This is a genomic window from Acinetobacter sp. AR2-3, assembly GCF_001878775.1.
Taxonomy (GTDB): Bacteria; Pseudomonadota; Gammaproteobacteria; order Pseudomonadales; family Moraxellaceae; genus Acinetobacter; species Acinetobacter lwoffii_D.
The window spans coordinates 18522-31776 of record NZ_MJIQ01000048.1 but is presented as its reverse complement, the minus strand read 5'-3'; the positions used below and the strand labels follow the sequence as shown (position 1 = coordinate 31776).

General features: G+C 42.1%; 12 protein-coding genes, 1 tRNA gene and 1 pseudogene. 7 read left to right on the top strand and 7 right to left on the bottom strand.

What is annotated here, in order from left to right:
* The first annotated feature begins 45 nt into the window (after window positions 1-45).
* From BFN00_RS09225 to BFN00_RS09215, 3 genes are all read left to right on the top strand, one after another.
* Window positions 46-121, top strand: a tRNA-Gly gene (locus tag BFN00_RS09225).
* Between the two features lie 192 nt (window positions 122-313).
* Window positions 314-1102 carry a PaaX family transcriptional regulator C-terminal domain-containing protein gene (locus BFN00_RS09220; protein WP_071851225.1) on the top strand — a complete coding sequence of 263 codons (789 nt, stop codon included), beginning with the start codon at window positions 314-316 and terminating at the stop codon, window positions 1100-1102.
* Window positions 1103-1195: 93 nt separating this feature from the next.
* A complete protein-coding gene (locus tag BFN00_RS09215; RefSeq protein WP_071851223.1) occupies window positions 1196-2173 on the top strand; it encodes a fatty acid desaturase family protein in 978 nt (325 codons plus the stop codon).
* 31 nt (window positions 2174-2204) lie between these two features.
* Here the strand turns inward: BFN00_RS09215 and BFN00_RS09210 are convergent, their stop codons facing one another.
* A complete protein-coding gene (locus tag BFN00_RS09210) occupies window positions 2205-3146 on the bottom strand; it encodes a cation diffusion facilitator family transporter (protein ID WP_071851221.1) in 942 nt (313 codons plus the stop codon).
* Between the two features lie 131 nt (window positions 3147-3277).
* Window positions 3278-3919 carry a glutathione transferase gene (gene yfcF, locus BFN00_RS09205; RefSeq protein ID WP_071851219.1) on the bottom strand — a complete coding sequence of 214 codons (642 nt, stop codon included), beginning with the start codon at window positions 3917-3919 and terminating at the stop codon, window positions 3278-3280.
* Between the two features lie 241 nt (window positions 3920-4160).
* Between yfcF and BFN00_RS09200 the strand changes: the two genes are divergently transcribed.
* The gene (locus tag BFN00_RS09200; RefSeq protein ID WP_071851216.1) at window positions 4161-4883 is read left to right on the top strand and encodes a glutamine amidotransferase; all 723 of its coding nucleotides are present in this window, start codon (window positions 4161-4163) and stop codon (window positions 4881-4883) included.
* Window positions 4884-4924: 41 nt separating this feature from the next.
* On the opposite strand, the gene BFN00_RS09195 is transcribed toward BFN00_RS09200, so the two are convergent.
* From BFN00_RS09195 to BFN00_RS09175, 5 genes and pseudogenes are all read right to left on the bottom strand, one after another.
* Window positions 4925-5512 (bottom strand): YceI family protein, encoded by a 588-nt coding sequence (locus BFN00_RS09195; RefSeq protein WP_004646669.1) that lies wholly within the window; start codon window positions 5510-5512, stop codon window positions 4925-4927.
* Between the two features lie 130 nt (window positions 5513-5642).
* Window positions 5643-6098, bottom strand: coding sequence for a GNAT family N-acetyltransferase (locus BFN00_RS09190; RefSeq protein ID WP_004646668.1), 456 nt, complete (start codon window positions 6096-6098; stop codon window positions 5643-5645).
* 174 nt (window positions 6099-6272) lie between these two features.
* Window positions 6273-6487 (bottom strand): annotated as a pseudogene (locus BFN00_RS09185) (hypothetical protein).
* Window positions 6488-6613: 126 nt separating this feature from the next.
* On the bottom strand, window positions 6614-8602 hold the full coding sequence (gene tkt / locus BFN00_RS09180; RefSeq protein WP_071851214.1) for a transketolase: 1989 nt from the start codon (window positions 8600-8602) through the stop codon (window positions 6614-6616).
* Between the two features lie 446 nt (window positions 8603-9048).
* Complete coding sequence (locus BFN00_RS09175) at window positions 9049-9432, bottom strand: pilin (RefSeq protein WP_071851212.1); 384 nt, start codon at window positions 9430-9432, stop codon at window positions 9049-9051.
* Between the two features lie 473 nt (window positions 9433-9905).
* Between BFN00_RS09175 and metK the strand changes: the two genes are divergently transcribed.
* The 3 genes from metK (at window position 9906) to BFN00_RS09160 (ending at window position 13225) form a co-directional block, all read left to right on the top strand.
* Window positions 9906-11072, top strand: coding sequence for a methionine adenosyltransferase (metK, locus tag BFN00_RS09170; protein WP_004646663.1), 1167 nt, complete (start codon window positions 9906-9908; stop codon window positions 11070-11072).
* A 330-nt stretch (window positions 11073-11402) separates the two neighbouring features.
* The gene (locus BFN00_RS09165) at window positions 11403-11747 is read left to right on the top strand and encodes a hypothetical protein (protein WP_005104359.1); all 345 of its coding nucleotides are present in this window, start codon (window positions 11403-11405) and stop codon (window positions 11745-11747) included.
* Between the two features lie 266 nt (window positions 11748-12013).
* The gene (locus BFN00_RS09160; RefSeq protein ID WP_071851210.1) at window positions 12014-13225 is read left to right on the top strand and encodes a YeeE/YedE family protein; all 1212 of its coding nucleotides are present in this window, start codon (window positions 12014-12016) and stop codon (window positions 13223-13225) included.
* Window positions 13226-13255 lie beyond the last annotated feature (30 nt).

Below are 13255 nucleotides of genomic sequence, written 5' to 3'. Positions count from 1 at the left end.
TAGAGAGTTGACACTGCTGTGGAATTCTCTATAATTCACCTCATTGCGGGAATAGCTCAGTTGGTAGAGCATAACCTTGCCAAGGTTGGGGTCGGGAGTTCGAGTCTCCTTTCCCGCTCCAGAATACGAAAAACCCTTATCGAAAGATAAGGGTTTTTTTATTGTGTTTGAAAAAAATTTATTAATAAAATGTATATCTCAAATCACTTATTCATCCTCTTTTACCCTGACAATTTTTTTGGGTTATTCATGACAAAGTGCTATTGTGGATAAACTTTAAAACTTTCAATCCCTTTCATAACGATATCGTTTCATGACTTATAAATTAAATGCTCGTCATCTAATTCTAGATCTTTTATATGCCTCTAAAAACTCCACCCTGTCTATTAAGCGGATATTAACTGCTGCTGAATTATTGGGTATATCTGACAATGGTATCCGTGTCGCTGTGGCCCGATTAAATCAGGAAAATGTGATTCAAGCTGTAGAGCGCGGCGTATATCAATTGCTAGAGAAAAAATTCGATACTTCTTTTATCAGCTTAAACAAACACCCTGATATGCAAACGGCGACCACATGGAACGGAAAATATGTATTGGTCTATACCGGCACTTTGGGACGTGTAGACCGTACTGCCTTATCTAAAAGAGAAAAAGCGCTGCGTTATTATGGTTTTCAGGAACTAGAGCAAAATGTTTTTATTCGTCCCGATAATTTAACGCTAAACCTAAGTCCATTAAAAACAGCTGTAATCCAGTTTGGATTAGATCCTGACGCACGTTTTTTCCAAGTCAGTCAACTGGAAAGTGAAACCGAAGTTCGTGATTTATGGGATATCGAAGAGCTACATCAGACCTATCATGCAGTACAGCATGCTATCAACGACTGGTTTGAGAATTACCAGAATCTGACTTTAGCAGAGGCTGCAAAAAGTGCCTTTTATCTAGGTAAATCTGCCCTATTTAGTTTGCGTGCTGACCCCTTACTTCCTGCAGAATGGATAGACACAGATGCTCGACAACAATTTGAGCTCGCAGTCCGCAAAATAGAAAAACAGGGTCAACTTTTATGGCAACACTATTTTAAAGACCAAGGGGTCTAATTTATTTCTTTTTTATACACAAAAATGAATTGACTGTAATATTTCATCCAAATATATTGAATAAAGCAATAAGAACTAAATATAGGCAGAAGAATGAACAGAAAGGTCAGTGTCACAGAACTTTTTAGTCGTGACGAAATTAAAGAACTCACCACGACCTCAGACTTACACGGTGCCTGGGCAGTAGGTTCAACCTGGACCGTAATTGTCATGACCTTTGGTACGGTTGCCTATAGCTGGGAATATTTACCTACATGGGGAAAAATCCTGATATGTGCATTGGCATTGGCTATTCTTGCTGGACGCCAGCTTGCGATGGCTATTTTGATGCATGATGCCTCGCACCATAGCCTGTTCAAAACCAAATGGTTAAATACCCATCTGACTGATTGGCTCTGTGCACGCCCGATCTGGAATGATGTCAGCAAATACCGTCCTTATCACCTGAAACATCATGCTAAAACCTCGCAGCCAGATGATCCTGACTTGGGGTTGGTAAAAAACTTTCCCATTACGCAAAGCTCACTATTCAGGAAATTCTTCCGTGACCTGAATGGGCAATCGGGGCTTAAATTTCTCGCTGGTCGAGTATTAATGGATCTGGAATTGCTGGAATGGAGTGTTTCCAATGACCCCAAGCCAATTCCGCATGGTGATCGCAGCAATTTAGAGTTAGCGAAAAACTTGCTTAAAAATAGTTCTGGTATGTTAATTTCAAATGCAGCAATTTTTTCTGCTCTGTGGGCCAGCGGCCATCCTAAAATGTATTTATTATGGCCTCTCGCCTATATCACTCCATTTCCTTTGTTCATCCGCATCCGCGCTATGGCTGAGCATGCGGGCCTAGAAACCAGTCATTCCGCCCTTAGCAATACCCGCACCACCCGTGCAGACTGGCTGGCACGTGCTTTGGTTGCCCCGATTCATGTGAACTATCATATTGAACATCATTTAATGGCCTCTGTTCCGCATCAAAAGCTGGCGAAAATGCACCAGATGTTAAGAGAGCGTCAGTATGTCGATGCTCCGCCAAGTTATCTGGATGTGATTCGCTCACTTTTAAAAAAATAATCAACTTTCCCGATGCTTAGATTATTCCACTTCAATGCTGATGGCTTTCGGCATGTGAATGCGGATGTGAGGATTGTCCCCGATGTTCTAGTGGGCAGTCTTCCGCTTCGATCTGCAAGGTCATCTCGGTAATATGATGCTCATGGTGGAGCATCTCAAAGGCCTGATGACGCAGTTTCTGATAATCCACATTCGGCGCAACCAGATGCACAGTCAGCATGACTTTTTTGGAGGTAATTGCCCAAACCTTGAGCTGATGAATGTCCTGAACCCCTTCGAGCGCCAAAAGATCGTGGCGTAATTTTTCAATATCAATTTCATCCGGCACACCTTCAAGCAGAATATTGATGCTCTGTTTCAGCAAAATCCAGGTTCTTGGCAACACCCAAAATCCGATCAATACCGCAATCAGCGTATCCACCCACATCCAGCCAGTCAAATAAATCACTAGTGCTCCAATAATCACGCCTACAGATCCCAGTGCATCACTGAGCACTTCCAGATATGCACCTTTGACATTGAGACTTTCTTGACTGCTGGACACCAGTATTTTCATGGAAATCAGGTTAATGATCAGCCCCAAAACAGCAACAATCATCATGCCAAGGCTCTGGATTTCTGGCGGATAACTCAAACGCTGATAAGCTTCAAACAAAATATAAATCGCAACCACAAACAGCATCACGGCATTAAACAGGGCAGCCAAAATCTCAAAGCGCTGATAACCAAATGTCCGTTTATTGTCTGCCGGTTTTTGCCCAATTTTGATAGCGACTAAAGCGATAGCCAGTGCAGCAGCATCGGTAAACATATGCGCAGCATCAGAAAGTAGGGCCAAACTTTGAGTTAGAAAACCAGCAATCACTTCCACAATTAAAAAAGTCGTGGTTAATGCCAACGCTATTGATAATTTTTTGGCATTTTTTGCAGTCACGGCGACATGACTATGTTCATGATGATGTGAATTCCCCACCGGCCCCTCCCTCCTTCTTATTCAACGAGGACTGTATCCTCAGCATCTTTTCAAGTTTTGTTCTGATTCATATTACGCTTGAATTTTACCTATTTAAGTAGGTTTTTTATGAACTGTTTTATCAGTCGACATTAGATTAAAGTTTTAGCTTTTTCATGTTCTGCCAGCCAGGCCTGTACCGAAGCACGCTTAAAATTACGCTCGACATATTCTATTATTTTCACAGGAAGTTTCACCTGATGGCTCAACAAACGATGCAACATAAAGGCCAGATCAAAGTCTGCAATTGACCAGTGTTCAGTCAACCATATGTCCTCCAGCATATATTCTGCCACATTCACCAAGCGCTGAATTTCTTCAGTGATCGAAGCTGTAAGAGGTATAGACATTTTTGCTAGATGAAATACCGAATCGGAAGGCATCTGCTGGCGGATTTGCATAAAATCGGTTTTGACCAAGGCTTGTATGGCCCGACATTTAGCTCTAGCATAAATTTCCTTAGGATATAAGGCTGGATAATTAGGTGCTGGAAAGGCATCTTCCAAATATTCAGTGATCGCCCATGATTCAAACAGGCTAAAGTTATCTACTATTAAACACGGAACTTTAGCACTTGGACAAATGGCTTGATAAGCCGCAGATTTCTGTTGCTGCTGATCTAAATCAATCACGATTTCCTGAAAATCTAAACCCTTTTCTTTTAAGGCAACATAGACCGACATGGCATAAGGGCTGATTCTATTTTTATCGACATATAAACGTATATTTTGCATATCCTTGATCCTGATGGTCTTGTTATTTTTATTCAGTACGGCAGCCTTACTCTACTCCCTTTCCTATATAAAAGGAAAAATGAACTGCTTCATGTAGCGATCACACGAAAATGTTTACACAGTTGCCGATAGCGCAGCGATGTTCATTATTTTCTATTTTGCACATGATGTGGGGCATAAAGCCTTTTATTTTGCTTTTGATTCACGTTAAATTAAATCATTCTCTTGATATCAAAAAACTATGCTGAACTTAGCCCACCTCTCCGATACCGTGTATGCCATTCAACATTTGGCTTTTGAAGACTTAGGTGCTTGGGAAGATATTTTTTATCAGCTCGGCTTACGTGTGCGTTATTTCGAAGCTGGCATCGATGATCTTACCAAGGCTTTTAAACATCCTGGATTAACAATTATTCTCGGTGGCCCGATTGCAGTCTATGAAACTGAGGATTACCCTTTCTTACAACAAGAAATAGACTTACTTAAAGTTCGACTGGAAAAGAATTTACCGACTTTAGGCATCTGTTTAGGTGCGCAGTTAATTGCTGCTGCATTGAATGCTAAAGTCTATCCCGGAGATGTGAAGGAAATTGGCTGGTCTAAACTCAGTCTTGCTTCTATTGAAAACAATCCACTAAAAGCTCTGGAGGATATTGACGTCCTGCATTGGCATGGTGATACCTTTGACCTACCTGAACAGGTAGAATTACTGGCCAGCTCTGATCTTTATCCAAATCAGGCCTTTCGGGTAGGACAGAATATTCTAGCACTACAATTCCATGCTGAAGTGGCCAGTGAAAGTTTAGAGAAATGGCTGATTGGACATACCTGTGAGTTACGCAAAGCCCAGATCAATATTCCCGCCTTACGGGCGGATCATCAAAGCTATGCGCCCGCGCTTGAACAGGCCGCCAGTTCGGTATTGCTGCATTATTTAGAAAACTTGCAACTTAAATCACCGTAATAAAAAAGCACCCAGTTGGGTGCTTTTTTAATTTGTCATGCTTATTTTTTCGGAGCAGGAACAGAAGCCTCGGTAGTAATGTTCACTGTAATTTTATCGCCCACATTTGGAACATAACCGCCTACCCCAAAGGCTGAACGGTTAAATGAAGTGGTTGCATTGAAACCAATCGTTTGTAATTTGGTCATTGGGTGCACGCCTTGTTTATTTAAAACTGCGTCCAGTACCACAGGTTTAGTGACATCTTTTACGGTTAAGTTACCGGTGATTTTGTATTTGTTTTTGCCTAAAGCCTGAACTTTAGTACTTTTAAAAGTGATATTCGGATATTTGGCAGCATCAAAAAATTCTGCTGTCTTAATATGGTCATCCAGCGCTTTCACATTCGTATTAATGCTTGCAACCGGGATGTTCACATTGACCGAAGAATTCGCAGGTTTTGCATTATCAACATTAATCGTACCCTGGATGTCACTGAAGTTTGCAGATGGTGTAGAGAAACCAAAGTGGCTCCAAGAGAACACCGTTGCTGAATGAGTCGGGTCAATCGTATAGGCCACTGGTTTTGCCATAGAAACTGTTGCTACAGATGCGACCGCCAAGCCTAATGCTAATGTTTTGAAATTCATGTTTTTATCTCACGTTTTGGATGTTATTAAGTGTATAGAATCTGGAACCGTTTACAGCCCTAAAGATAAAACGTTTTGTTGCAGTGATGAAACGATAAAATTGTAAGTTATTTTTTTTAATTTTTGAGCTTTAATCCATACGGTACTGGATGAATCCAGTTTTCTTGGCGACTTTGTTATACAACGCTTGTGCCTGATGATTTGATTCCTGAGTCAGCCAGTAAACCCGGTCGCAATTACGCTGCTGTGCAACCTGATAGACATGTTGAATCAACTTACGCGCCACACCCTTTCCCCGATAGTCAGGATGGGTAAATAGATCCTGCAAATAAGCATATGGTCTTACTGTCCAGCTACTGTTATGTTCGATGACATGCACCATCCCAACGACCTTTCCATCAATCAAGGCCGCAAAACCGTATATTGAATCTAATTCATAATTGGTTAATTTATCCCAGGTATTTTCACTCACCTCATCCGAAATTTGCGTCTGATAAAAGCGTTGATAGTCTTGCCATAAAAATAGCCATTCCGGCTGTGATATTTGCTCTAGAGATTTGATCTGGATCTGGGGCTGTATATTCATGTTTAACCGCTTCTTTGGCTTATTTCTTTAATTTAAGTCGTTTCGATAGTGGTCGCTGAATTTTTATAGCGGCCTAAACCTAGCTTTATCTCATCTGACGTTCATAAGCAACCTGTCAGATGAAAATCATCCGGCATAAAAAAGTCCCAATCAGGGACTTTTCATGCTTTATGTTTAAAGTTTTTCAACCAGAATACGATCAACCTGTTTTAGGCCAGTCGTCTTTTCATGATTTTTACGACGCACTTTAATGATATTTTCTTCGGCTAATTCTGCAGCATTAAATCAACTGCAACCATCGCTTCAAGAGGTAATTCCTGTCCGATCCACTTGAGTTCGCCTGCATCCATTAAAGTAATTTCATCGTTAATTTGTTCATACAAGCTCATGTTCATCTCACTCTTTCATTTCGACTATGGGAGAACTTTCTAACAGTTGCCACATGAAAACAACGCTAAAAAGCAAAAGACGCCCCAAAACTGGAGCGCCTTTTAATAAACCGCCTAATCAGTTGATTATGCAGTAATCTCTTTTACAGCTGCAACCACTGCTTCAGTGGTAATCCCGAAGAACTGGAACAGATCTTTTGCAGGTGCAGATTCACCATAAGTGGTCATACCAATGACACGACCATCAAGACCTACAAATTTCCACCAGTAATCTACATGTGCAGCTTCAACAGCAACACGTGCACGAATATTCGTTGGAAGAACTGCTTCACGATAAGCTGCATCTTGCTTCATGAATTCTTCAGCACATGGCATAGACACTACGCGCACGCCTTCAAGCTGTGCATAAGCTTCCATTGCAAGAGATACTTCAGAACCAGTAGCAATAATGATGGCTTTCAATTCACCTTTTTCTTCAGCCAGTACATAACCACCTTTCGCAGCGCTCTCAATTTGAGCTTGAGTACGGTTTTGGAATGGCAAGTTCTGACGAGAGAAGATCAATGCAGTTGGACCTTCGGCACGCGTTAATGCAGATTTCCAAGAAATTGCTGCTTCAACAGTGTCACATGGACGCCACGTATTCAGGTTTGGTGTACCACGAAGTGATGCGATCTGTTCAACAGGTTGGTGCGTTGGACCATCTTCACCCAGACCAATTGAGTCATGCGTATAAACGTGGATTACACGCTGTTTCATTAATGCTGACATACGTACGGCATTACGTGCATATTCCATAAACATCAGGAATGTTGCTACATAAGGGATGAACCCGCCATGCAGTGCAACACCATTCGCGATTGCAGTCATACCGAATTCACGTACGCCATAGTGTACGTAGTTACCTGCCGGATTGTCCTGTACGCCTTGCGCGCCTTTCCAAAGGGTCAGGTTAGAACCTGCAAGATCCGCAGAACCACCTAGAACTTCTGGCAATAATGGAACAAGTGCTTGCAATGCATTTTGGCTCGCTTTACGCGTTGCGATCGTTTCAGCTTTGGCATTCACTTCTGCAATATAAGCATCCGCTTTTGCAACGAAGTCAGCCGGTAATTCACCAGATAAACGACGTTTAAGCTCAGCTGCTTCAGTTGGATATTTTGCAGCATAAGCAGCAAATGTTTCGTTCCAAGCTGCTTCTGATTCAGCACCTTTGGCTTTCGCATCCCAAGCTGCATAAACATCTTCAGGAATTACAAATGCTTCATCAGTCCAGCCTAGTGCTTCACGAGTCAAGACGATTTCGTCATGACCGAGTGGTGCACCATGACTGTCTTCTTTACCTTGCTTGTTTGGTGAACCCAAACCAATCACGGTTTTACAGATAATGATGGTTGGTTTAGCAGTTTCAGCTTTCGCCTCAACAGTTGCCTGACGGATTGCATCTGCATCGTGACCATCAACTTTAATCACTTGCCAGCCGTACGCCAAGAAGCGTTGTTCTGTATCGTCAGAGAACCAGCCTTCCACTTCGCCATCAATCGAGATGCCATTGTCGTCATAGTAAGCAATCAATTTGCCCAGACCCAATGTACCCGCCAAAGAACATGCTTCGTGAGAAACACCTTCCATCAAACAGCCATCGCCGAGGAAGCAATAAGTGAAGTGATCTACAACTTGGATGTCGTCTTTGTTGAATTGCGCAGCTAGAGTTTTTTCAGCCAGTGCAAAACCGACAGCATTCGCGATGCCTTGACCTAAAGGACCAGTCGTCGTTTCAATCCCTGGTGCATAGCCCAACTCCGGGTGACCAGGTGTTTTAGAATGAAGTTGACGGAATGCTTTAAGATCTTCAATCGAAAGATCGTAGCCCGTTAAATGAAGAAGCGCATATTGAAGCATAGAGCCATGGCCATTTGATAATACAAAACGGTCACGGTTTGCCCAATTCGGGTTGGTCGGGTTGTGGTTCATGAATTCACGCCAAACCACATCAGCGATATCTGCCATCCCCATTGGAGCACCTGGATGTCCTGAGTTTGCTTTTTGCACAGCATCCATTGCCAATACACGAATTGCGTTTGCAATACGACGTTCATTAAGCGGGGTTGTCATAAATCAGAGTCCAAAATATTCAGAAATAGGAAATGATGAAAAGACTTTCAAAACTGCTGTCTATTGTCTTAAAAAAACAGCGAGGGGTAAAGACTAACCAACAATATTTATCAGTTTATTGAGTGTCTCTTGCCTTATCGTACAATTATTCCACATTTCTTCTTCGGCTTCGGTTCTCTGTGCTGATTTTCAGATTGAATTATCCTTCATTTCAAAAGCGACTTTAGTTTCTGTATCTGGATTCCAAGCTGATAAACAGGATTGAATTTATGCTGATTTTGTTTCTATTTCATATGTCTCACACTATTATTTTTGAAGAAAATTTATATGACTCTCTGATCTATTCATAATGTAATTTGTATTAAATTTTATAAAATATTGGCAGGATTGTTTGATATACAGGTGAAAATCTAATTTGCTTAGGCTAATTTCCAACCTCGGTAGACTTATTGTCCCTGACAGTCTTTAGGCAAATAGCGCTGCTGAATATCAGTGGAGTAACATTTGCCACTATGAACGTCAAAAGCAACCGATTTCCCGCGAATCGCAGCATCTACTCCCTGCTCTCCTATCTTGAACTCTATCCGGCATGCGGCATTAATGATCACTTTTTCGATATATTGACCATGCCCACCAATCTCACGTCCGGCATCACAGTGCTGATCCGAAGCAATAAACTGGGTTCGATATGCTCCAGCTTGCTCAAATACTTCGGCCAATTGATTACGTACGATATAAGCTTGATAACTCATAAAAGCCATCGTTACTAAAATCGCGATAATGATGAGCACGATCAGCACTTCAATCAGGGTAAATGCCTTTTGATACATGATTTCTGATCTCCGTACAGTCTTGCTCCAAGAAGTCCATAGCAAAAGATGTCGTCATTCCTAACCAGCTAATGTGGAAGACTTAGCGCTAATATGAAGACACGCTTGAACATCAGCAAGACAGTTGGTCGCAAGGCGCACAGCCTGAATCCACTTTATTGATGTAATGATCACTTGCTTAAGTAAATTTTGAATTTTGAGCTTTGTATTTTTTCTAGCGTCTATTTTTTTAAAATTTAATCAGAAATCTAAGCATTTAATTTTCTGGCTGTCTGATTGATTAAAATATTGTTGCTTCATATTCCCCAATCAATAATGCTGCCTAAATAGACATATCAATTTTTTTAATTCTATTAATCAATTAAAAACACAATAATTTGAAACAATTTCGACCAATTTTGTCCTGTTAAGCTAGTCCTAGAGCGCAACTCGATGTAACATATCGGGTCTTTAAAATTAACTGTGATAGGACTATGCGCGAGTACGCTGTATTTACTTCGGAATCTGTAAGCGAAGGCCATCCAGATAAAATGGCTGACCAAATCAGTGACGCTATTTTGGATGCAATCTTAAAAGAAGACCCATATGCACGGGTTGCTTGTGAAACGCTTGTAAAAACAGGTGCGGTTGTACTTGCCGGTGAAATCACAACGACAGCAAATGTTGATTTTGAGGCAATTGTACGTCATACCGTAAACGGAATTGGTTATCACCATTCTGATCTTGGTTTTGATGGTTCAACCTGTGCCGTGATCAACATGATTGGTAAACAGTCACCTGAAATTGCTCAGGGTGTAGACCGCCAGAAACCTGAAGATCAGGGTGCCGGTGACCAAGGTTTAATGTTCGGTTATGCAAGCCGCGAAACTGATGTATTAATGCCTGCGCCGATTTCATATGCGCATCGCTTGATGGAAAAGCAGGCTGAATTACGTCGTAATGGCACCTTGCCATGGTTACGCCCAGATGCAAAAAGTCAGGTAACTTTTGCTTATGAAAATGGCGTACCAGTTCGTTTAGATGCAGTCGTTCTTTCAACTCAACATGATCCTGAAATCACTCAAGCAAACCTGAAAGAGGCTGTGATTGAAGAAATCGTGAAGAAAATCATTCCTGCTGACATGTTCCATGCAGACACCAAATTCCACATCAACCCAACGGGTATGTTTGTGATCGGTGGTCCTGTAGGTGACTGTGGTTTGACTGGCCGTAAAATTATCGTAGATACCTACGGCGGTATGGCACGTCACGGCGGTGGTGCTTTCTCTGGTAAAGATCCATCTAAAGTTGACCGCTCTGCTGCGTATGCAGGTCGTTATGTGGCGAAAAACATCGTTGCTGCTGGCTTGGCTGACAAGTGTGAGATTCAGGTGTCTTATGCGATTGGTGTTGCTGAGCCAACTTCAATTTCAATCAATACATTCAATACTGCAAAAGTCTCTGAAGAATTGATTATTGCACTGGTTCGTGAACATTTCGACTTACGTCCATATGGCATTACCCGTATGCTTGACCTGATCCAGCCAATGTATAAGCAAACTGCTGCTTATGGTCACTTCGGTCGTGAAGGTTCAGATACTGCATTTACTTGGGAAAAAACTGACAAAGTGGAAGCGCTTAAAGCCTCTGCTGGTCTATAAGTTTTTCTTAAAAAAAGCCTGCATCATGCGGGCTTTTTTATGTCTTTCATTTCTTCATTTTTAGAATTATCTCTGGCTCATGATGCCAAATATCTAAATACCAAACTTCATACTATAATCTGCATGTCGAATGATAGTTTTGAAGCTCCCCTCTCTGTGAATATCACTATTCCATGAAACTTAAAACAACTTCCGACTGTGCCATTACAGTATAAGTATCGAAAAAAGTTACAGTTAATCAACAAATGTTGATCTATTTGCTAGCATAAATCTAAACAAATGGCTGCTAAATTAGATTGCAGCTCTACAACAACAAAAGGATATTACTCGATGAATAAATTACTGATTGCTTTAGGTTTGGCGACCACTGTTGCCTTAGTCGGCTGTAGTAAAGAAGAAGCGCCTGAAACCGGCGCAACCACAGGTGAGCATTTAGAAAATGCAGCCAATCAAGCCGGTCATGATATGGAAGATGCCAGCCGTGAGGCTGCGGTAGAAACCGAACGAGCAATGGATAATGCCGCGGAAAATACTGCTCAGGCAGCGGACGAAGCAGCTGCTGCAACGTCTAGAGCAGCAGATGCCACTGCGGAAGCAGCACGTAAAGCAACTGCAGCAACAGCTGCGGCAGTTGAGGAAGGTGCCGGAGAAGTTCGGGAAAAAGCTGAAAACTGATTTTAGCATTCAGCTTGATGTTTAAAAGCCTGCGATTGCAGGCTTTTTTATCAGAGATGATTTTAAATATCGAATGATCTAAATTGAAATTGCATTATTTCTTGATGGGATCAATTTTTTATCTAAATGATTCGATAAAATCAGATAAATTGATAAAACTTATCAAGTATTAGAATGACTTAATTGTGATTGAATCGGCAAAACGGGCTGCATTTAAACTGAAATTCAGTAGAATACCAGCCTTTATTTTTAAAATTTAATCTCCCATGTCAGTCATTGTTGCTGCTTCCCAACGGTCGAATATTTCGGTCTGGGCAGCTTTTATTTTGCTTATCATAGGTACAATCGGTGCCTATCAAATCGTAGGCTTAAATCAGGCCCTATTATTTTTGGTTGGTGGTGCACTGGGCATGACCCTGTACCATGCTTCATTTGGTTTTACTTCGAGCTGGCGTGTCTTTATCAAGGAACGTCGCGGCCGTGGTTTACGTGCGCAGATGATTATGCTGGCGCTGGCAGTTTTACTGTTCTTCCCCGCTTTAGGTGCAGGTGAATTGTTCGGCAACCCAGTCAAAGGCAATGTTAACCCTGTTTCCATGTCAGTCATGATTGGTGCCTTTATTTTCGGTATCGGTATGCAACTTGGTGGCGGTTGTGCATCAGGTACGCTGTATACCGTCGGTGGCGGTAGTGCACGTATGCTGGTGACGCTCTTGTTCTTCTGTATCGGGTCTGTGATTGCGACCTCCCACCTTGACTGGTGGTTTGCCCTGCCACATCTTGAGCCTATTTCACTGGTAGAAAGTTTAGGCGTCCTCCCTGGATTGCTGTTGAGCTTTATCGTTTTTGCCATCATTGCTGCGGCGACTGTTTATTTCGAAAAGAAACGTCATGGCAGCCTGGAAATTGAGCCACGCAGTGAATATCAGGGCTGGAAGCGCTTTATTCGTGGTCCATGGCCTTTGATTTGGGGCGGTATTATCCTGACCTTACTCAACTTTGCTACTTTGGCACTGGCAGGTCGTCCTTGGGGCGTGACCTCTGCACTGGCTGTGTGGGGTGCCAAAGGTGCAAGTCTTGTAGGTGTTGATGTAGCTTCTTGGGATTATTGGCAAAGAGCAGGCAATGCCAAAGCACTGGCAGAATCATTATGGTTTGATATTACCTCAATGATGAACTTCGGTATCATGCTGGGTGCTTTGTTGGCAGCAAGTTTGGCAGGTAAATTTGCGCCGAATTTCAATATTCCAAAACGTTCACTGATTGCTGCTGTTGTAGGTGGCATAATGCTGGGCTACGGCGCACGCTTAGCTTATGGGTGTAATATCGGCGCATATTTCAGTGGGATTGCGTCGGGTAGTCTGCATGGCTGGTTATGGCTGGTCTTCGCTTTTATTGGTAACGGGATCGGGGTAAAACTTCGTCCGATTTTCTTCTCGGATGAAAAACCGCAGTCTGAAAAACTGACCGGTTGCTAATGCTTAAAATCAAAAAAGCCCATCTGTGAT